We start from the raw sequence: 21,148 nt of genomic DNA, 5'->3' as shown, positions 1-21,148 counted from the left end.
TCTGGTTTCTAACATATTCCATTTATATTAATATGACAGTGAAAAAGATTCTCAAACTCTTATATAGTAAAGGCTTTTTAAAAATCACTCTAGAAGTAATTGAAAAGGCATCAAAAAATGCAGACCTTGATTTGCTGCTTTTAGGGTTGGTGTATAAAGATTTCAATATCAGAATAAAAGCAGTTGAAGAGCTATCAAAATATGCAAATCAAAATGATCAAGTTTATGAGGCAATTTGTAATACTATTCATAATGATATTTCTATAGTATCTATAAAAGCTATTAACTCTTTGGTAAATTACCATCCAACGGAAAAAAACAAGTGGATAAAAAAACTTCTAGATAAAAAAGGTAGATTGAAAAGATCTAGAATAGTAGGGACTAGTGGTGTCGATTTTGAATATTCATCCATCACGGACTCAAAAACGGATTTGAGGTTACATGTCGTTTTAGATAAGCTAAGAAGATCGTTTATCCCAAATAAGCCATGGTATCGATAACTTTTTAATCAATCAAAAATCTTCCTCTTCCTCAATTCAAAGTTTTGCCCTAAATAAACTCTACGCACCGCTTCATCTTCGGCTAGCTCTTCTGGCGAACCATGTTTTAAGATTTTACCTTCAAAAAAAGATAAATACGATCTATTATAGTATATCGAGTGCAATTTCACAGCGTATTTAATGTGCGAAACTTTTGCAATACAACTCAAGTTTATTTTTATATTCTATCGGTACTTTGAAGGATCTTGATGTGTATTAAAAACACTTCTAATTTCGACAGTTTGAGATTTTTCGTCTAGCGTATAAAATATGATGAAAGGAAACTTTTTTAGCGGTAGACCTCTTACGTTTTTATATCGAACTTGAAAGAAGGGATTTGTTTCTAGCAACTGATAAGCAATTTCAATCTCTGTATCAAAATCTTCAAGAATTTTTATAGATATCTCAGAATAATATTTGTATGCATTAGCTAGATCTAAATTTGCTAAAGGAGAAATGGTAAGCTTAAAGCCCATATTGATGCTTCAACTTTTTTAATGAACTTCTAGCATCCGTAAAGTCCGAAGTTTTTTCTTCTAAGCGATGACTAAGAAGTCGTTGAAGTTCTTTATTTTCAGAAATAAGGGCGTCGATAGAATCTTGCTTATTATTTTTAATGGATTGTAAAATGTTTATTACAGCCTCATCTTGTAAGTTGACGAGCCAGTTAATAAGATCTAGTTTTACTGTGTGAATATCCATAAATCAAAAATACCGAAAAATTATAATTAATAAAATAATTGTGTTTTAATATTTTAAATTATAATATGCATTATAAAATCAATCAAAAATCTTTTTCTTTCTCAATTCAAAGTTTTGTCCTAGGTAAACTCTACGCACCACTTCATCTTCAGCCAGTTCTTCTGGAGAACCGTGTTTTAAAATCTTTCCTTCAAACATAAGGTAAGTACGATCTGTTATGGCTAGTGTTTCTTGTACGTTATGATCGGTAATCAGAATACCGATGTCTTTTTTAGTTAGCTGCGCTACGATTCGCTGAATATCTTCTACTGCAACAGGATCTACTCCAGCAAACGGTTCATCAAGTAAAATAAATGTAGGATCTGTAGCAAGCGCTCGTGCGATTTCTGTACGACGTCGTTCTCCACCGCTCAATAAATCTCCGTTTCTGTTACGTCGGTCTTGCAAACTAAATTCTTCTAGCAGTTTTTCACAACGTTCTTTTTGCTCCTTTTTAGAGAGTTTAGTCAGTTGTAAAACACCTAGAATATTTTCTTCAACGGTCAGTTTTCTAAAAATAGAAGCTTCTTGAGCTAAATAGCCTATCCCACTTTGAGCACGCTTGTACATAGGATATTGAGTAATCTTTGTATCATCCAGCCATACATCGCCTCCAGTAGGTTTTACGAGTCCTACCGTCATGTAAAAAGAAGTGGTTTTACCAGCACCGTTAGGTCCTAATAGGCCAACTATTTCTCCTTGATTCACTTCATAAGAAACGCCTTTTACTACGGGACGCCCTTTATATGATTTCTGTAAGTTATCTGCTCTTAATTTCTTTTGCATGAAACAAATTTAATGGTTTTGAAATCAATTTTTACACTCCTAATGAGTTCTTACTCTACACTAATTACTAAATTGCATTCCTAATTGAAATTCAACAACCTAATTATGGAACTTCCTAGATTTCTTATGGGCGATAACGTTCATTATCCTGAAGATATTTTTGTCATTCACTTAGATTATCCACGTTTTATCATTAATCTCAAAGACGACAGCGTAGAATTTCTTGAAGAAGTAACTAAAACTGACAAAGAAGAGCTCGAAGAAGAAACTAAAAACCTCATTGAAGAAGCAAGCCGCTTTTACGATGAGCAAATGGAATTGTACGAGCAGTAATGGAAGACGTTAAACAATTAGATTGGGACATCAGTTTATTTCTCAACGATTGGGGAAATGATGCGGTAGACCTGTTTTTTAATGTGGTCACTCATAAATTCTATGCGATCCCATTGTATCTTTTTGTTCTATATGTTTTATACAAGAAAATAGGAACTCGTAATCTGGTTATTGCGCTGATTTCTATTGCTTTACTAATTGCTTTAAGTGATCAGCTGGCAAATTTATTCAAAGATAGTTTAGAGCGATTGCGTCCATTTAGAGAACCAGCCTTAGAAGGTTTGATTTCTAAAGTAGGGAAGAGTGGTGGTACTTATGGATTCTACAGTGGCCATGCGAGCAGTGCGGTTGCTTTGGCAACTTTTCTGTGGTTTATATTGAGGCGCAACCATAAAACCTTAGGATTTGTGATGATGATTTGGGCTGCTTTGGTGGCTTACAGTCGTGTCTATTTGGGTGTACATTATTTTGGCGATGTGCTTATGGGCAGTTTTATGGGCTTGCTTTTAGGACTGTTTTTTGCTTGGGTTTACGCTTTCGCGAAAGCGAGATATGGAACATCCACCACCATAATTTAAAGCTTTATGAGAAAGCAATTTCAGTTTCAAGTGCTCACGGAATGGAAAGCAGGAGTTTTCCAGAACGCTAAATCCCATACCTCTAAAATTGCTGGAAAATCTGAATTAGAAATATCTGCAGCATCAGAGTTTAAAGGCGATGCATCATTGCACAATCCGGAAGATTTACAGCTCAGCGCATTATCTTCCTGCCACATGATGTCTTATTTCTACGTGTGCCGTCAAAACCGAATAGAAATATTAGATTATCACGATAACGCAAAAGGAACTTTGGAGTTGAAAGAGGATTCTAGCGGCGGTTTTACACAAGTGGTATTGCATCCTATAGTAACTTTAAAAGATGCTTCTCAACAGGAACTCGCTTTGCAACTTCATGAAAAAGCACACCAACTTTGTTTTATAGCCAACTCTGTCAACTTCCCGATAAAAATAATTCCTAGAATAGTCCACTAACTATTTTATTGGATTTTACAGTTTGCTAATTAATAGTGGTCGACTTTTTATTAATTTAAAACATCAAACGACAACTTAAGTCCAGAGATAACCATGCTAGTTCCTATAATAGCGATGATCAATCCCATCAATTTACCAATTACTGAAATCACATTGTCACCTATCTTTTTTGCAATAACGTCACTTAAGGAAAAGGCGATATAGTTCAAAAGACACATCAAGGCAAATACCACAATAATGACCGCAATGTTAATGTAAGAAGTAGTGTTGGCTACAAAGTTAGTTGCCGTTACTATGGTTCCAGGACCTGCGAGAATAGGAATGGCAAGTGGAGATATTGCAATATTTTCATCATAATTAACCGTTTTGAGACGTTTAATATTTGACTTTTTAGATTGTAACATTTGAAAACCAACGAAAAATATTAATATTCCACCAGTGATTTTAAAGGCAGGAATTGTTATACCGAAAAGATCAAAAATGTAATTACCGAGTAATACAAAAACCGACACAATAATAAATGCGACTATTACTGCTTTTAGATTGATTCTTTGTTTGGTTTCTTTATCAGCACCATCAGTTAATGATAGAAAAATAGGCATATTAGAAATAGGGTTCATGATGGCAAAAAAGCCAGTGAACACTGATAACGCAAATGTCATTATTTCATTCATGAATCTAGATTCTTAAAATCACTTGATTTAAAAAGAGCAGTTTAGGCTCTAATTTTCAGCGCGCAAAAGTAATTAAAAGAAACCTTGTGCAATTTTTTTTGAGGTATTTTTTAATAAAACTTCAAAGCTGTTTCCGTCATGTGTTTTGGTATATCAAAAGCATCAACTAGGTGCTGACTTTCTTCTTTGAGTTCTTTACAAAGTTTTTGCACCAATTTATTAATAGATAAAGATTTAGAGCCAGAAATATAGTCGTGTTCCAGATACCAACCTTTGTTTTCTTCTATACGATGTAAAGCATATAGATTCTTTAAAGAGGTGAGTATTTCTTTAAGACTTGCATCTTCTTGTTCATCAATTGTGGCAATAAATCGTTCTAAAACAATGCGATCAATATAAGCGCTTGCCATATCTATCAAATGAACTTGAACATGTAAAAAAGCATCATAGCTGTCCATGCCTTCTTTTATCTTTTTACTCAATCGCATGGCTAGCGAGCGCAATGAATATTCTTCACGATAGGTAAAGGCTGCTAGTTGAAAATCGTTGCTTAATAAATGCTCTTCTGACGTGTCTCTCGTCACTAGCGGATTCAATTCACTGAGATTAGTAGAAGCAATGCTCGAAATATATTTTAAGGTATCCCACCAATCCATTTTACCAAATTGCTTTCTGAAATAGGTCAACCTACTTTTTGCAGTAAGTTGTAACAAGACTGTATTATCACCTTCAAATGTGGTGAAGATATCAGAATCTGCCTTTAGTAAATCAAAGTACATCTCACTTAAATACCCTTTTCCACCACAAGCTTCTCGACAGGTTTGTATGGTCGTAGTTGTATTCCAAGTACTCAACGCTTTTAATCCAGCGGCAAGAGCTTCCATTTCCTGAGCATCATGGTCTGCATCGCTAGTATATTCTTTCAGTAAATGATCATGAGCAAAATCATAGGCATAAGCATTTGCAATTAAAGGCATTAACTTTTTTTGATGCGTAGGATAATCCATAATGGATTGTTCTGGTTCTCCTGGTGGACCGAATTGTTTACGGTCTAAAGCAAAATAAACCGCCATATTTAATGCTTTTTTACTAGCCATATTTCCCGCAATAGGAACACATAAACGTCCACCTACTAAAGTACCCAACATAGTAAAGAATCTTCTTGACGGACTTATTATGGGGCTAAAATATTGTCCGTCTTCATCAATATCACCAAATTTATTAAGCAGGTTCTCTTTAGGAATACGTACAGAATTGAAATGTAAGGTTCCGTTATCTACGCCATTTAAACCCATTTTGTGACCGTTATCTCCTATGGTAATTCCGGGCATAGCATCGCCTTGCTCATTTCTTATAGGAACTAGAAAGGCATGAATACCATGTTCTTCACCATCAACTATTAACTGTGCAAAAACGGTAGCCATTTGTGCATGCAATCCAGCATTACCTATGTAGGTTTTTCTATCGTGCTGGGATGGCGTGTTGATGATAAAGCTATTAGTTTCGGGCTGATAAATGGCCGTAGTTTGTAATGCTTTTACATTACTACCATGATACATTTCTGTCATGGCAAAGCAACCTGGTAAAGCCATAGTACCTATATCTTTTAAATACTTATCGTGATGATAAGTTGTTCCAAGAGATTCTACACTACCACCGAACAACCCAAAATGAACTCCAAATTTTATGGTAAGACTTAAGTCATACTTAGCCAGTTCTTCAAAAACAGCTGCATATTGCACCATAGAATCAGATCCGCCATAAGCACTGGGATAGGCTAGTTTTCCTAATCCAGCATCGGCAAGTTCTTTAGTCCATTTAAAAACTTTCTCTTTGCGAGTAATTAAGTCGTCATCATAACTTTCTATAGCTTCTTTATGTTTATCTAGAATATTTTGTACACGCGTTTTTAAATCTGCATTGTAGTGTTGTAATAAAGTTTTTAATTGTACTGAATAACCCTTTTTAGGTTTATTAATGGTGAAGGTTTGATAGCCTTGAACGGGATTTGTTTCATAAACAGATCGTATGGCTTCATGACTGGCAATACCCAAATAATTCTCAATATGCGATAGAGATTGTTTGGTTTGATCATTCACCCATTCTTCAGAATTTGGATTCTTTGCTAATCTTTTACCTAGAGTAAATAAATCCATTTTTGCAGCTGGATCTAGAACATCTGCATGATCTTTTATATAACTTTTCCAGTAGGCCAATTCTCTTGCAGATGGCGGATTTTCTGGATTCAACCATTTGTAAACTATTAATTTAGTTTCTTCCTTTATAGTTTTGTTTTGGTCAATCTGTTTTTTAATGTAAGCGATCTCATGCTCTTCCAAAACATCATCTGCCCAAGCGATATATAGTAACGGAATAAAAGGCAATAAAGAATCTGGAATGGATATAGATGTTTTCATAAATACTTAATTTGTGAATCGCTTTTAAACTGCTAGTAAGATAGTTTTGAATTATCTATTATAAGCCTTATAAAATCTTAAAACTGTTAGTAGATGTTAAATAGCACCGCATCGATCCTTTCCGACCAAAATTCGCTCTCGCTCGCTTTGCCCACCTTCCCATCCCAGAAATTTGCCTTAGCAAATTATCAGGGACCAAGGAAAGGAGTTTCAAAAAACAGAGGTTTGAAGAAACTCCTCGCCTGAGAACAGGCGAGGACAGATTGACTTCTCGGCAACGCCGAGACGCAATCAGGAGTGGTTGAAAGATGCCTGAAAATCGCACCAAACTCATTCAACATTACAATACTTTTTTATATCCTCTAACAAATGCTCCAACTCACCAAAAACATACTGATTCTCATACCTCAAAACCGTAAATCCCATACTTTTCAAATCCTGATCTCGCAATTCATCTTTTTTTAAATTGACCAGGCCTATCATGATAATCTCCATCCAATTCAATGATCAATTTATATCGTGCACAATAAAAATCAACTATGTAATTTTTAATAGAATGTTGCCTGCGAAATTTCAATCCATGAAACTTTTGAGTTTTTAATTCATTCCATAAAAAGGCTTCGGAAGGTGTTAAGTTTTTACGGAGGGATTTACGGTTTTTTGTTAGATGAGGTAAGTCATGAATGGGTTTCCTGCGTTTCATGATTGGAAATTAATGAAATAAATTTAGATAATAAAAAGCATCGCATCGATCCTTTCCGACCAAAACTCGCTCTCGCTCATTTTGCCCACCTTTCCTTTTCCAAGGAAAGGAGTTTTAAAGAATCGAGATTGAATAAAACTCCTCGCCTTAGAAAAGGCGAGGTGGGATTTCGCAGAAATCTCGGAGTGGTTGAAAGATGTTAGAATGAAAGAGTGAAGATTATTCTATCTCACAATACTTTTTAATATCCTCTAAAGCATGCCCCAACTCACTAAAAACATATTTATTCTCATATCTTAAAACCGTAAATCCCATACTTTTCAAATCGTGATCTCGCAATTCATCTTTTTTTAAATTGACCAGGCCTATCATGATAATCTCCATCCAATTCAATGATCAATTTATATCGTGCACAGTAAAAATCAACTATGTAATTTTTAATAGAATGCTGCCTGCGAAATTTCAATCCATGAAACTTTTGGGTTTTTAATTCATTCCATAAAAAGGCTTCGGCAGGTGTTAAGTTTTTACGTAGGGATTTTCGATGATTTCTAAGATGTGGCAAATCATGAATAGGTTTCCTGCGTTTCATGTTAGGAATTTAATCAAATTTACTTAGATAATTTTATGCACCGAATCGATCCTTTCCGACCAAAATTCGCTCTCGCTCATTTTGCCCACCTTTCCTTTTCCAAGGAAAGGAGTTTTTTTGATATAGAGATTGAATAAAACTCCTCGCCTGAGAATCTGCATCCGACGAGCTTTTTCAGCGAGAGGAATGCACAAGACAGGTTCAGCAGCTTTGCTGCAAACCAAGAGTGGTTGAAAGATGCTAGTTTTGAGAAAAATCTCTAATCCATTCCCAACATCTCATCCACCGTATTGGCAGTGACACTATGATAGTTGCCTCTTGCCGTTTTGTAAATTTCTTTTGCTTCTTCTATTCGTTCCGCTTTCGCGAAAGCGGAAAATAAAGTAGTCACATACCAGCGACGACCAACGGTATTTAAAAACTCAGCGATTTTAGCGTCTACGTTATTACCATGATAGCCGTTCAAAATAGATTGCTCATACCAAACCATGGTGATGTAGGAGTTAGTGGAATGAGTAAAGTCAAAGGTATTATCCAATTGCTGCATTTGTTCTACAGAAATATCCTTTGGGAAATTACGGACGAAGTGCACCCATTCTTGTGGTGTCCAGTTTTCAGTTTTAGTAACGTCTATTCTGTTTGTTTTTAAGAACTCTTCTAGCGTTTTCTCTACGTTAGAAAAAGCATCAGACTCTATAACAGCGGCGTTTGCTGGAATACCAGGCTGGTAAATCCATTCCTCAGTATTGAAGGTGATGTTGTTTTTATCTAGTAAATTCTCGTTGAGGTAAGTGATGAAATCTTCAGTATTTGTGGTGGAAAAAGCATTCTTTTTAAAATATGATTTTAAGAAAGCATCCATGTTTTCACGACCTACTTTTTCTTCTAGCGTGCGTAAAAAGAGATAACCTTTATCATAAGCAATACTGTTCATTCCATCATCTGGATTACGACCTTTTAAATCTAGTTTTAACTTCGTGTCATTAGGTGATTCTTTTAGAGCTTCTAGTTCATCTTCAAGATCTTGTCTACCTATTAAGGCGAGCATATTAGCACGGTCTTTTCCGTACAATGCTTCCATGATTCTAATCTCAAAATAAACGGTAAAACCTTCATTAAGCCAGAAGTCGTTCCAAGTGGCATTGGTCACCAAATTCCCAGACCAAGAATGCGCCAACTCATGCGCGACCAGCGATGTCAAACTTTTATCGCCTGCAATAACCGTAGGAGTCGCAAAGGTCAATCGCGGATTCTCCATACCGCCAAAAGGAAAACTAGGCGGCAATACAATCACATCAAATTGCTCCCAATCATAATCGCCATATAGATTCTCTGCCGCGACAACCATTTTTTCCATGTCTGAGAACTCTTCTTGGACTTTATCGAGCATGGATTTCTCTGCATAAACTCCAGTTCTATTACTTATTGCTTTATACTCAATATCACCTATAGCAAGTGCAATTAAATAAGCCGGAATAGGTTGTTCCATTTTAAAATGATAAACGCCATTTTCGTTCTTTTCCTTAGGATTCTCGGCGCTCATAACAGCCATCAATTCTTGAGGAACTTTTACTGTTGCCTCATAAGTAATACGCACTTGTGGACTGTCTTGAATTGGAATCCAGGTGCGTGTTAGAATCGCCTGACCTTGTGTAAATAAAAATGGATTAGTCTTATCAGCTGTTTGTTGAGCGGTAAGCCATTGTAAGGCTTCTGTTTTTGCCGTGGTAGAGTAGGTGATGGCTATTTGCTTAGTGTCTTCTTTAATGGCAACGGTTAACGGTTGACCTAAGGATTCATCAAAACCTCCTAACTTAAAATCAGTTGTTTCACCATTTTGAGTAACGCTTTCAATTTCTAAATATTTACTGTCTAGAATGATTTTATTGCTACCGTTATTCTCAATATCATAAGTTGCCGTTCCACTAATGACTTGGCTTTTAAAATCTACATTGATGTCTAGATCTAAATGAGTGATCACAGCATCATTAGGTTGTGCGTAGGAATGAGGTTCTTGTAGGTAGGTTTTTGCATTCTCTTCAGCTGGTTGTGTTTGTTTGTTTTCTTGGCAGCTTGTGAGTGCCAATATGCTAGTAAGAATTAGAAAAATTGTGTTTTTCATGTACATTGTATTGATAGTGTTAAAATCATGTCTTATGCTCTAAATCGTGAATGCAGCATTGTATTTGCTGAGTATGTATCAAAAGTTATAAATGCAAGCAAAGTGATTAATTGTGTAACTGCATTTTAATCGAAGTTCTGAATTCTAATAAATTAGAATTATTGTCTAAAATTATCACTGTAAATTGTTCGTACTCCAACTTTGATATGCCATTTGTACAATAATTTAAAAACCTTTTCTAAATCCTTTTTTCAAAAAAGCGATGTTCATTGCTCTTCTCGGAAAGATAATTATTAATAATGAAAACATTAAAATAATTGTTAATGAGGTTTTATTTAAAAAATTTATAGATAAGTTCTTATTTAAAATTTCAATCTCATAATAAAAATAATTAAATGTAAGTGCAAGAATTGATGCAAGCAAAGCGATAGGAGAGATAATAAGAAAAGCTGTTCTGAATCTATAAAAAATATAAAATTCAGTTTTGAAATTAGCCATCGACTTTATGAATAACTTATCAGTATCTGTATGGATAGGGAAGGACCTAAATAAATTTTTAATTATTTGTGTCATAAATTTGTGACTAGGTTTTATTCTTACTTTATAACTTTTGTAAACTTTTTTATATCCTTTTGTAAATTTTTTTCTGTTACTAGAGGTCAGTGGGAAGTTATTTACAAAATTCTTGATATCTTGTAGTTCTTTGTCTTTCGCAACCACTAATAAAGCATCGATGAATAATATAATTGAAACTATTGAAATTATTAGCCAGAAATTAAATATTCTATTAAATGGCGACTTTTTAATTTCATAATCGTAAAAATCAGTTGAAGTAATGTTTTTGATTCTAAAGTTAATTGAATTAATCTTAGGTCTCTTTTTAGAATAAATTCTAAAGTCTATTTTCTCATTTTGGTTTAGTAAGTCAAAAGAAATGGTAATAGTTTTATCTTGAATTTCAAATAATAGTTTGGTTGAGTTATTTGAAGTAGTTAAACTATCTATATGAATATTTAAATTTATCGTTAATGGTTCAACAATGTCTCCTTCTATTATTGATTCGGAACCATTTTTAATCGATATCATACTTTCATATTTGTTATATATTTTATTTGATTCTTCTAAGTAAATTGTTAAATCTGAAGTCTCATTGATAAATTCATAAGCCTGCCAGTATCCAATAAAAGCCATTAATACCACAAATAATTTCTTTAATCCAGAATATCCTATTTGAGCTAATTTTTTTTCAGGTGACATTATTTTATTCGATTTCAATGTTTTTATTTTCGATTTAATAAGGGTTTCATTCAATAAATAAAATTTATCCTTTTTCTTATAAATTTTCAAGTACTAAATTCGAAAACTCTATAAAATTAAAAATTATCACAACCCCAACAATTCCCCAGCCGCGTCAAAAGGGCTTTTCTTTTTGCTCAATACTTCTTTTTCTAAAACAGCCAGTTTTGCGATCACTTCTGGACGGTTGTAGAAGTTGGTTTTAATAGCGTCAATTCAATCGTAATCCTCATTCATTAATTTCTCCATTCTCCAATCAGCAACTTTCAATATTCTTATCATTCTATTTGCTGATTTTGGATGATAAGTACATCTAGATTCTTCAAAACCAATCCAATCAGGAAAGTAATTTTTAGCTAACTGAAAAATACTTTTATCAAATTTACTAGAAGAAAAGTTTTCTATTTGACTTTGTGTACCTAAAACTAATTTCGTTCTGTGACATAATACTGATTTAAAAGGCTCTGTCAAAGGATAGCGTAATTCCCACAAATTTTCATCTTCCCAAAAAAATGCGCCGGACATACCTTCATATTGTAATTTGGGATTTTTTATTTCTAATTTTTCAGGAAGTTTATTCCTATGAGTCCAGAGTATTTTCCAATACCATATATACAAAATCACATTTCTCATTAGCAATAATATCAGTCAAAGTTTTACTACAAATCACAACCCCAACAATTCTCCAGCTGCGTCAAAAGGGCTTTTCTCTTTACTCAAGACTTGTTGTTCTAGAACAACAAGTTAAACTAACTAAGTTGGGAGATTTTGAGTAAGATATAAATATACTAAATCATTTATCTGTCAATTCCAGTTTCTTGCAATTATTACACAATATCGTTAGAATGATATTTGATCATCTCACTTCAAAACCACCTCATAAATCCCATTAAACAATTCTGAACGTATTTTGAAATTACGTTGAGTAATAAAGATCACAATTCCCCAGTTTTTACCTCTGTTGTAACAAAGTATGGAAGACTGTCCCATGGAATCACCAGTTTTTGCATAGATTGTATTCTGGATGTCTATAAGGATATTGGTTCCTAATCCTAATTGTCGATCATCCTTGTTGTAGTAGGTAGTTTCACAAAGTTGAGCTGCTTTTCCAGCTTTTGTTTTATTATTTAATATGGCTTTTAAAAACGTAACCATATCTGCTGTGCTTGATTTCAACAATCCGGCTGGTGCAGTTGTGTGCCAGTTAAAAAATTCTTGTTCGCCACCATCTTGATTATAACCTTTGGTAAGGTTAGGAACATCAAATTCTTTTGTTAGCGTGTTAGTTAATTGATAAGGCGTGATTAGTTTTTCTGTGATGATCTGATCGTAGCTTTTCCCATAAACCTTTTCTAGAATGTCTCCTAGCAACACATAACCGATAGTAGAGTAGCGATAGCTTCCATAGTCGATTAATTCTGTGCAATTATTTATGATCGCGCTGATATCTTCTTGAGTAACTCCATCAATAGGTTGTTGTGAATTTGCAGCGATTAGTTTGCCAAAATCCAGATCTTCCAGTCCCGATTGATGTGACGCCAGATCTGATATTTTAATTTTGTTTTTAATGGCGTCTTGTAAGACATATACCTCTGGTAAATAATCGTCTATATAGTCCTCTAATTTAATTTTATTCTCCAGAACCGCTTGTGCTAATAAGTTTGCGGTAACCAGTTTTGTGATAGAAGCAATTTCAAAAACCGAATTTTTATTAATATCAACCGTACTTTCTTTATGGTTCTTACCATAAGCGGTGTAAAACTCTTGATCGTTTTGAATAAAACCTAGACTTATGCCAACTTCAGGATATTTCAAATGCACCTCTTGCACAATAGAATCTATTTTTTGAGTAATGTCCTGTGCATAACAAATTGTATTTAGTAATAGGAAGAATGTAAACATTGGAATGGAATTTTTCATAGTATCATTTTTTAAGATTATTATTTTAATGATACAAATATGTGGCAAGACATCATCCTATGCGACCGAATGCAAGTAGTCGAACGAATTCTTCTAATAAAATGAGTATGAGTAGTTTTAAGTATAAGTACGAATAGTTACAAACAGCTTTATTACAAGCTCTTACGATAGGAAGTAGGTGTAGTTCCCGTATGCTTTTTAAAAGCAGTATTAAAAGAAGATTTTGAATTAAAGCCAGATTCATAGAGAATTTCAAGTACCGTCCACTTATTTTTTGAGGGATCTTTAAGCATTTTCTTAGCGTGTTCTATGCGATAGCTATTCACAAAATCATAAAAATGCTGATTCAATTGATGGTTAATGAGCAGAGATAATTCGCGCACAGGAATCTCAATGGCATCAGAAATATCTTGAATAGTTAGCCCAGGATTCAAATAAGGTTGCTCTTCTTCCATGTACTTTTTTAAAGCGATGAGCTCTTCGCTTGTTTCGTTGGTGTCGTTATCTTCTTCCTGTTCATCTTCAGAGATAATATGCTCTACCAATTGTAGCTTAGAATCTAAGCTTCTGAACAAATTAGGATGCGTCAGAGCTTTTAATAAATACCAACTTATAATTAATAACTCAAATACAAATAATCCTACCGTTAAAGAGTCACTCCATTCTTGATATTCTGAGAATTTGAAAATATTTTTCAATAAAGCAATTCCGTAAAAAATAGACAAAGCCACGGTAAATTGAAACAACCAATTAAAAGTTTCTATACTTTCTCCAGCATAATTTTCTAAGTATAATCTCTTAGCTTTTTTTATGTTTAAAAAAGCAAGAATCAAATAAACAGCTATCTGAATATGAATTAATATAAAATTAAACTGTATTTCCCACATGGATTGAATGTTGCTCAAGAAATCTACTTTACCTAGCAAGTCCACAGCATAATAACGCGGAATCAAGATTGTATTCACCAGTAAAAAAGGAATGATGTGTAACAAGTGAATCCACTTCAGTTTAAAATCTGAATAACACGCCGATTTTACATAGAGATAAAATGTAGGTAATTGTAAAAAAATGAATAATGGTCGCAACATTTGAAGGTTACCAACTTCAGTAAGGAATGAGTCGATCACAACACCACTTATATCAATCGCTGTCCAAATTAAAAATAGTGCAAAAAGCCTATTGCTCAACTTATTTTGAGTCTTTACAGAAACTAAAAAAAAGGATAGTAAAACCGCTAGGAAGATGGTTATTACCGCTACAAGACTTAATAAATTTGATAGATTCATTATTACTTCCTTTTGGTTCTAGTTCTTTTTTAAAAATTTAATTAATTCTTTTAATTGTCTGAACTAGTTCTTTCAGATTGGAACTAATTTCTTCATCTAATTTCCAGCTATAATTGTTTTGGTTTTCAAAATCGGTTAATTCATTATCATTACCGTCCAGAATTATCCTATTTGTTTTGTTTACAGTCAAGTTAGATTCTAATAGATGTTCAATTTCAGAAATATCATTATGAGAAATATGTACGACTTTTTCGTTTATTTTTATGGTATCAAAATTAAAAACACCTAAATTATTCATTTCGTTTTGTTGTGAAGGCTTACTAGATCTATAAATTAGTTTGAAATTTTCTGATCCGTTTCTAACTAATAAAGTCCAAGAGTGTCCTTCAATTGGTACTGACGTCATTTCGCAATAAATCCATTCAGGTGTCCAATTTACATCAAAATCACATGTTAGGAGTTCTTTTATTTTAAAGTAATATTTTATGGAATCGGTAGTTATTTTCAATGTTTTTTTATAAATGACTAGCATTATTTCTTCAAATTATCACAACGCCAACAATTCCCCAGCCGCGTCAAAAGGGCTTTTCTTTTTGCTCAATACTTTTTGTTCTAGAACTGCCAGTTTTGCGATGACTTCTGGACGGTTGTAGAAGTTGGTTTTAATGGCGTCTTCTATTGTCTGATGGAACCAGTAGAGTTCTTGCGCGTTGCGTTTATTAGTAAAGCTGCTGTTTGCGGTCGCGTGAGTTTGGTAATTATTGATTTCTTCTATTACTTCTGTGATCCCTATGTTGTTCAATCCGCTACAAGTCAGTACCTGTGTAGGCCAGCCGTGGTCTTTTTGCGGCATGAGGTGTATCGCGTTTTTAAATTCCCGTCGGGCATGTTTTGCGGCGGTTTGATTCTCGCCATCGGCTTTGTTAATGATGATAGCGTCTGCCATTTCCATGATGCCGCGTTTGATGCCTTGTAAATCATCTCCAGCGCCTGCGAGTTTGAGTAGTAAGAAGAAATCGGTCATGGAATGTACTGCAGTCTCGCTTTGTCCTACGCCTACGGTTTCTACAATGATAAAATCATATCCTGCGGCCTCGCATAAAATGATAGCCTCGCGTGTTTTGCGAGCTACGCCACCTAATGTGGTTCCTGCTGGACTTGGTCTTATAAAGGCTTGGTCGCTTTTAACCAGTTCTTCCATTCTGGTTTTGTCGCCTAATATACTGCCTCGTGAAATGTTACTGGATGGGTCTATGGCGAGTACAGCGACCTTTTTACCACGTTCTATCAGCTGTCTTCCTAGCGATTCTATGAAGGTAGATTTTCCCACGCCTGGCACGCCGGTTATTCCTAATCTAAAGGATTTTCCAGACTCTGGTAAGGCTTGTTTTATTATTGCTTTCGCGAAAGCGGAATCACCACCAGCAGTACTCTCCACTAAAGTGATCGCTCTACTCAACGCGCTAACTTGACCAGAATGCAGCTCGTTAAATAATTCATTTACGTCAAGCTTTTCTTTCCTGCGTCTAGCGTTAGGATTTATATGTGAGTTGGTAGCCAATTAAGCTGTTGGGTTTTTCTTCATACCGATTCTACCACCTAACCAAGCCATAGGAATGTATGCGACAAGCACGTCCAAAGCCGTAAACCAAGTAGGACCTGGTAACATGTAGTTAACAGCAATGCCACCTAGCAAAAACAATCCACCTACGATCAACGCCATTTTCATATGATGTGATACAGCAACTTTTGCGGCGATCAAAGCACCTACTAGTGTTCCCACGGCATGGGCTAAAAACGGAAATAAGAAATACTTAGGTTCTAAATCGGGCATAACTCCTGCGTAGGCATCCATATCATTAATGTCGATTCCAGGAACAGGGAAAAAGCTATGACCAGCATTGATCAACAGCATGTTCACTACGCTTCCTACAATCCAGCCTGCAACAACAGCGATAATATTTCTAACAATAGGGTTCATAAGGGTTGGGTTTAGGATTTAAAAATACTAATAATAGTTGTTACTACAGCCAAACCTCACAGGTTTCCAAAACCTGTGAGGTTGGATTTTAAATGGAAAATTTTCTATAATGCTAAACCCCAAAGATTTCAAAAAAACTTTGAGGTTAGCTATATTATTTCTTGGTAAATCAGAGTTTATTTTAATTAACAGTCCATTTCTTTACATGGGTCGTGTCCCCAATTTTTTAAACTGTATCTCCAGTTACTTTCTTTGATATCGCTTTTTGGCTTTTGCGCGCTATGTCTATGCACATAACCTATTACTTCATTCATGTGATTGTAATTAGTGTCAGTAAGCTCGTCTTTCTTTTTTCTTTTGATCTTGATGATTTTGCGTCCAGATTTATGACCTATGGATTCGCCGTCACCGCTGTCTTTCCCAACACTTTTTGATTTATCGGTATCGAGCCAATCCTCTAACTCGCTAGGTGTCATGTTGACTACGTTATAAAATTCGTCGTAAGTTTCGTCTTTGGTTCTATCGCTCATAATTTTTTCTTTTAAGATAGAATCTTTTTACAGCTCCAGCTGTTAAGGACTTTTGAAATGAGATAATTTTAACGCCTAACTCCTTAGGTTTTAAAAGCGTTTGGGTTTGCGACTCTCAAAGCGAAATGATACTACAGTATATAAAGATTACCATAGCTATTGTCATCTAAATTCAAAAAAAGTTGCCATTGATTGTTATGATGGATCTCTATTAAATCTTCACAAAAATTGATACCAGCATCATCAGTCGAAGTGTTGTAAGTTTCACTATTATAGATCACCGCATTAATTAATATCATCTTTTCACCATAATTATTAATGTAAGGAATGTATTGAAAAAAGTAGTTGGATTGAAAATTTGCGGTTTTAATCCCATCAAAAACTCCATTCTTTACAGCTGTATCATACAGAGTTCTCATTTGTTTCACTTGTTCTTTAGTAGGTTTCCAACGATTTGCCGTTACTTTTTGAGAATCAAGTTTAAGTATGGCATTTACTAGAAAACATTCGTTTGCATTTAGTTTTAATTCTTTAGATATTTTATTATTTGCTTTTGTGGTTTCGTTTTCTTGTCCTAACAAATTTTGATGGAGTAAAATAAAGACTATTATTAAATAAGGATAAAAAGACAAATGTTTCATAATCAAATATATGCAAAATGCCTCACTTTTCAGTAAGGCATTTTTGATGTTCTCGCTTTCGCCCTGAGCTACCTCAGGATAAACTTCCATTAAAAAGACGGAAAGCGGAATAATTATAATTCTCAGAAATAAATTAAGCTTTCTTATCTAAAACCCATTGTCCATTATTAATTAAAGGAAGTGCCGCTTTATACTTTACCTCTTTAGTCTCACCGTTCATGATGTTCTTGATAATAACTCGATCGTTACGACCTATTTTAGGCTGGTCGCGTACAATGGTTTCAGTCACCTGCGGTCTTTGTTGCTGGCGACTCGCGCCTGCGCCTACTGCTCTTGCTTGTGCTGCTTGCTCGTCGCTATTTAAAACTTCTTCTTTTTGAGTACTCGTTTTTACAGCCTGACGTTGTCTCGCTTCACTAATTGCAGCGGCATCTCTGGAAGGAAGGTCTCCTTTAAACATGAAACCAATAACATCTTTGTTAACCTTGTCGATCATAGATTTGAACAACTCAAAAGCTTCAAATTTATAGATCAATAAAGGGTCTTTTTGCTCGTGTACGGCCAGTTGGACACTTTGCTTTAATTCATCCATTTTACGCAGGTGTGTTTTCCAAGCATCGTCAATAATTGCTAAAGTGATGTTCTTTTCAAAATCAGTCACTAAGGAACGTCCTTCAGAATCGTAAGCCTCTTGTAAGTTAGTTGCTACGTTTAAGGTTTTAATTCCGTCTGTAAATGGAACAGCGATACGCTCATAATTACGCTCGTCATTTTCCATTACATTCTTAATCACAGGATATACCTCAGAAGCGGTGCGCTCCATCTTTTGTTTATAATGCTCGTAAGCCGCTTTGTAAACAATGTCGGTGATGGTTTTATCGTCCTTAGACTCAAACTCTTCTTTAGAAATAGGGCTGCTCATAGAGAAGAAACGAATCAATTCAAATTCAAAATTCTTATAGTCTTGAGCCAGCTTATTTCCTTCGGTTACATTTTCTGAGATATCATAAATCATGTTTGCGATATCCACAGCAAGACGATCACCAAATAACGCATTATGACGTCGCTTGTAAATCACTTCACGTTGCGCGTTCATCACATCATCATATTCTAGTAATCTCTTACGAACACCGAATGCGTTTTCTTCTACTTTAGTCTGCGCACGTTCTATAGACTTTGAAATCATAGAATGCTGGATTACCTCGCCTTCTTTCATTCCTAGTCTGTCCATAGTTTTAGCCATACGCTCAGAACCGAAAAGTCTCATTAAGTTATCTTCTAGAGATACATAAAATTGTGAGCTTCCTGGATCTCCTTGACGACCAGCACGACCACGCAGCTGTCTATCTACTCGACGAGAGTCGTGACGTTCTGTACCGATAATGGCAAGTCCACCAGCGGCTTTTACTTCGTTTGATAATTTGATATCTGTACCACGACCAGCCATGTTTGTGGCAATCGTAATTTGTCCTGGATTTCCAGCTTCAGCAACGATATCTGCCTCGCGTTTATGTTGTTTTGCGTTCAGGACATTGTGCTCGATCCCTGCACGTTGTAATGTCCTACTTAATAATTCAGATATATCAACCGAAGTCGTACCTATCAACACTGGACGACCAGCTTCTTTTAATTTTATTACTTCTTGAATTACTGCGTTGTACTTCTCGCGCTTTGTTTTATAAACTAAATCTTGTCTATCATCTCGCGCGATAGGTCTGTTAGTAGGAATTTCTATAACGTCTAGTTTATAGATCTCCCAGAATTCTCCAGCTTCTGTTACCGCAGTACCAGTCATACCAGCTAACTTCTTATACATACGGAAGTAATTCTGTAATGTAATGGTAGCAAAAGTTTGTGTTGCGTCTTGGATCGTTAAGTTCTCTTTTGCCTCAATTGCTTGGTGCAAACCATCGCTATAACGACGTCCATCCATAGCACGACCAGTTTGCTCGTCTACGATCTTAACGATCATCTCTGTTTCTACTCTAAAACCTCCAGCACCATTAGGAACTTTCTTTTCTTGAGCGTCAACGATGTACTCCGTATCTTTTTCAAATAGGGTATAAGCTTTCAATAACTGGTTCAAAGTGTGAATACGTTCTGATTTTACAGAGAATTCACGGAACAGTTCTTCTTTTTTCTCAGCTTCTTCTTCTTTAGAAAGTCCAGCGCTCTCGATACGGCTTATTTCCATACCTACTTCTGGCATCACGAAGAAGTCTGGCTGGTCTTCACCAGAAAGGAATTCTATTCCTTTATCACTTAATTCTACTTGATTGTTTTTTTCATCGATAACAAAATAAAGTGCCTCATCTACTTTAGGCATTTCACGATTGTTATCTTGCATGTAGAAGTTCTCTGTTTTTTGTAGTAAGGTTTTAATTCCTTCTTCACTCAAGAACTTAATTAATGCTTTGTTTTTAGGAAGACCACGATAAACACGTAGTAACTGTTTTCCACCTTCTTTTAGATCACCATCTGCAATGAGTTTCTTTGCTTGCGCAAGAGTCTTAATCAGTTCCTTTCTTTGAACTTCAACAATATTTGCAACTGGTTGTTTTAAAACGTCAAATTCTTGTCGATCTCCTTGTGGAACAGGTCCAGAAATAATCAAAGGTGTACGTGCATCATCAATAAGAACCGAATCGGTTTCATCAATAATGGCATAATTATGCTTGCGTTGTACTAGATCTTTAGGGGCGTGAGCCATGTTATCACGTAGGTAATCAAAACCAAATTCATTATTGGTTCCATAAGTGATATCAGCTAAGTAAGCTTGTCTTCTTTCTTCAGAATTAGGTTTGTGGTAATCGATACAGTCTATAGTAAGACCATGAAATTCAAATAAAGGTCCTATCCATGCACCATCACGTTTTGCTAGGTAATCGTTTACCGTTACTACGTGAACACCATTACCGGTCAATGCATTTAAGTAAACAGGTAAGGTAGCAACAAGTGTTTTTCCTTCTCCAGTTTGCATTTCAGCAATTTTACCGCTGTGTAACGTAGCACCACCTATTAATTGTACATCATAATGAATCATGTCCCATACGATAGGTTTTCCAGCCGCATCCCAAGAGTTTTTCCATACTGCGTGATCTCCATCTAAAGTCACGTAATCAACTGCTGCAGATAATTCTCTATCTCTAGGCGTTGCTCCAACTTGTAGTTCTGCATTGTGGTAAAAACGCTTTGCAGTTTCTTTCATTACTGCAAATGCTTCGGGCATGATCTCATTCAGCGCATCTTCACCTTGTTGATAAGCAACATCTTCTAATTGATCTATTTCATTATAGATTTCTTCGCGCTTATCGATGTCTTGTTCTTCCTCGGCATTTTTTTGTAATGTAGCAATTTGGGACATGGTATCCGCTTTCGCGGAAGCGATAAAATCTTTAAACTCTACCGTTTTATGACGCAATTCATCGAGAGAAAGCTTTTCTAACTCGGGCTCAAACTTGAGGATTTTATCAACTATAGGTTGAATTTCTTTGATATCTTTCTTAGACTTATCGCCTACGAATATTTTTAAAACGGAATCTAATAGTCCCATGGA

General features: G+C 35.2%; 24 protein-coding genes and 1 pseudogene. 4 read left to right on the top strand and 21 right to left on the bottom strand.

Annotated features, from left to right (window positions below; translation table 11 throughout):
* Window positions 1-38: 38 nt before the first annotated feature.
* Window positions 39-500: a hypothetical protein gene (locus tag DDD_RS00390; RefSeq protein WP_146250803.1), complete on the top strand. Its 462-nt coding sequence runs from the start codon at window positions 39-41 to the stop codon at window positions 498-500.
* A gap of 8 nt (window positions 501-508) precedes the next feature.
* On the opposite strand, the pseudogene DDD_RS17445 reads toward DDD_RS00390, so the two are convergent.
* The 4 genes and pseudogenes from DDD_RS17445 to lptB all read right to left on the bottom strand — a co-directional run.
* Window positions 509-646, bottom strand: a pseudogene (locus DDD_RS17445) (ABC transporter ATP-binding protein C-terminal domain-containing protein); the annotation flags it as partial.
* A 78-nt stretch (window positions 647-724) separates the two neighbouring features.
* Window positions 725-1,015 (bottom strand): type II toxin-antitoxin system RelE/ParE family toxin, encoded by a 291-nt coding sequence (locus DDD_RS00385; protein WP_015360703.1) that lies wholly within the window; start codon window positions 1,013-1,015, stop codon window positions 725-727.
* Window positions 1,005-1,241, bottom strand: coding sequence for a hypothetical protein (locus DDD_RS00380; protein ID WP_015360702.1), 237 nt, complete (start codon window positions 1,239-1,241; stop codon window positions 1,005-1,007). Before DDD_RS00380 ends, DDD_RS00385 begins: the two co-directional genes overlap by 11 nt.
* Before the next feature lie 78 nt (window positions 1,242-1,319).
* Window positions 1,320-2,066, bottom strand: a complete 747-nt coding sequence (gene lptB / locus DDD_RS00375) for an LPS export ABC transporter ATP-binding protein (protein ID WP_015360701.1) — start codon at window positions 2,064-2,066, stop codon at window positions 1,320-1,322.
* A 105-nt stretch (window positions 2,067-2,171) separates the two neighbouring features.
* Here lptB and DDD_RS00370 point away from each other — a divergent pair, with 105 nt between their 5' ends.
* From DDD_RS00370 to DDD_RS00360, 3 genes are read left to right on the top strand one after another with little or no spacing between them, the layout of a single operon-like run.
* Entirely contained in the window at window positions 2,172-2,399 is a 228-nt protein-coding gene (locus DDD_RS00370) for a hypothetical protein (protein WP_015360700.1), read from the top strand.
* Window positions 2,399-2,977 (top strand): phosphatase PAP2 family protein, encoded by a 579-nt coding sequence (locus DDD_RS00365; RefSeq protein WP_015360699.1) that lies wholly within the window; start codon window positions 2,399-2,401, stop codon window positions 2,975-2,977. Before DDD_RS00370 ends, DDD_RS00365 begins: the two co-directional genes overlap by 1 nt.
* A gap of 6 nt (window positions 2,978-2,983) precedes the next feature.
* Complete coding sequence (locus DDD_RS00360; protein ID WP_015360698.1) at window positions 2,984-3,430, top strand: OsmC family protein; 447 nt, start codon at window positions 2,984-2,986, stop codon at window positions 3,428-3,430.
* A 50-nt stretch (window positions 3,431-3,480) separates the two neighbouring features.
* Here the strand turns inward: DDD_RS00360 and DDD_RS00355 are convergent, their stop codons facing one another.
* From DDD_RS00355 to secA, 17 genes are all read right to left on the bottom strand, one after another.
* The gene (locus DDD_RS00355) at window positions 3,481-4,104 is read right to left on the bottom strand and encodes a MarC family protein (RefSeq protein WP_015360697.1); all 624 of its coding nucleotides are present in this window, start codon (window positions 4,102-4,104) and stop codon (window positions 3,481-3,483) included.
* A gap of 110 nt (window positions 4,105-4,214) precedes the next feature.
* Window positions 4,215-6,521, bottom strand: coding sequence for an acyl-CoA dehydrogenase family protein (locus tag DDD_RS00350; RefSeq protein ID WP_015360696.1), 2,307 nt, complete (start codon window positions 6,519-6,521; stop codon window positions 4,215-4,217).
* 330 nt (window positions 6,522-6,851) lie between these two features.
* Window positions 6,852-7,016, bottom strand: a complete 165-nt coding sequence (locus DDD_RS18365; protein ID WP_262509953.1) for an endonuclease domain-containing protein — start codon at window positions 7,014-7,016, stop codon at window positions 6,852-6,854.
* Window positions 6,973-7,224, bottom strand: a complete 252-nt coding sequence (locus DDD_RS00345) for an endonuclease domain-containing protein (RefSeq protein ID WP_083892357.1) — start codon at window positions 7,222-7,224, stop codon at window positions 6,973-6,975. The genes DDD_RS18365 and DDD_RS00345 overlap by 44 nt, the downstream gene beginning before the upstream one ends.
* A 219-nt stretch (window positions 7,225-7,443) precedes the next feature.
* The gene (locus tag DDD_RS18285) at window positions 7,444-7,608 is read right to left on the bottom strand and encodes a DUF559 domain-containing protein (RefSeq protein ID WP_262491815.1); all 165 of its coding nucleotides are present in this window, start codon (window positions 7,606-7,608) and stop codon (window positions 7,444-7,446) included.
* Window positions 7,565-7,816, bottom strand: a complete 252-nt coding sequence (locus DDD_RS00340) for an endonuclease domain-containing protein (protein ID WP_015360693.1) — start codon at window positions 7,814-7,816, stop codon at window positions 7,565-7,567. Before DDD_RS00340 ends, DDD_RS18285 begins: the two co-directional genes overlap by 44 nt.
* A 259-nt stretch (window positions 7,817-8,075) precedes the next feature.
* Window positions 8,076-9,938: a M1 family metallopeptidase gene (locus DDD_RS00335; protein ID WP_015360692.1), complete on the bottom strand. Its 1,863-nt coding sequence runs from the start codon at window positions 9,936-9,938 to the stop codon at window positions 8,076-8,078.
* 225 nt (window positions 9,939-10,163) lie between these two features.
* Window positions 10,164-11,249: a hypothetical protein gene (locus tag DDD_RS00330; RefSeq protein ID WP_015360691.1), complete on the bottom strand. Its 1,086-nt coding sequence runs from the start codon at window positions 11,247-11,249 to the stop codon at window positions 10,164-10,166.
* 201 nt (window positions 11,250-11,450) lie between these two features.
* The gene (locus DDD_RS00325) at window positions 11,451-11,867 is read right to left on the bottom strand and encodes a hypothetical protein (protein ID WP_041566807.1); all 417 of its coding nucleotides are present in this window, start codon (window positions 11,865-11,867) and stop codon (window positions 11,451-11,453) included.
* A gap of 228 nt (window positions 11,868-12,095) precedes the next feature.
* The gene (locus tag DDD_RS00320; RefSeq protein ID WP_041566806.1) at window positions 12,096-13,154 is read right to left on the bottom strand and encodes a serine hydrolase domain-containing protein; all 1,059 of its coding nucleotides are present in this window, start codon (window positions 13,152-13,154) and stop codon (window positions 12,096-12,098) included.
* A 152-nt stretch (window positions 13,155-13,306) separates the two neighbouring features.
* Window positions 13,307-14,440, bottom strand: coding sequence for a helix-turn-helix domain-containing protein (locus DDD_RS00315; RefSeq protein WP_015360688.1), 1,134 nt, complete (start codon window positions 14,438-14,440; stop codon window positions 13,307-13,309).
* Between the two features lie 37 nt (window positions 14,441-14,477).
* Window positions 14,478-14,948 (bottom strand): hypothetical protein, encoded by a 471-nt coding sequence (locus DDD_RS00310; protein WP_146250804.1) that lies wholly within the window; start codon window positions 14,946-14,948, stop codon window positions 14,478-14,480.
* Between the two features lie 39 nt (window positions 14,949-14,987).
* A complete protein-coding gene (gene meaB / locus DDD_RS00305; RefSeq protein WP_015360686.1) occupies window positions 14,988-16,001 on the bottom strand; it encodes a methylmalonyl Co-A mutase-associated GTPase MeaB in 1,014 nt (337 codons plus the stop codon).
* Window positions 16,002-16,421, bottom strand: a complete 420-nt coding sequence (locus tag DDD_RS00300; RefSeq protein WP_015360685.1) for a hypothetical protein — start codon at window positions 16,419-16,421, stop codon at window positions 16,002-16,004.
* A 185-nt stretch (window positions 16,422-16,606) separates the two neighbouring features.
* Window positions 16,607-16,951, bottom strand: a complete 345-nt coding sequence (locus DDD_RS00295; protein ID WP_041566805.1) for a DUF3140 domain-containing protein — start codon at window positions 16,949-16,951, stop codon at window positions 16,607-16,609.
* 131 nt (window positions 16,952-17,082) lie between these two features.
* A complete protein-coding gene (locus tag DDD_RS00290) occupies window positions 17,083-17,592 on the bottom strand; it encodes a hypothetical protein (protein WP_170120286.1) in 510 nt (169 codons plus the stop codon).
* Window positions 17,593-17,725: 133 nt separating this feature from the next.
* Window positions 17,726-21,145, bottom strand: a complete 3,420-nt coding sequence (secA, locus tag DDD_RS00285; protein ID WP_015360682.1) for a preprotein translocase subunit SecA — start codon at window positions 21,143-21,145, stop codon at window positions 17,726-17,728.
* Between the last annotated feature and the right edge of the window lie 3 nt (window positions 21,146-21,148).

The sequence above is a fragment of the Nonlabens dokdonensis DSW-6 genome, from assembly GCF_000332115.1.
Taxonomy (GTDB): domain Bacteria; phylum Bacteroidota; class Bacteroidia; order Flavobacteriales; family Flavobacteriaceae; genus Nonlabens; species Nonlabens dokdonensis.
This window is presented reverse-complemented; position numbering and strand designations above follow the sequence as displayed.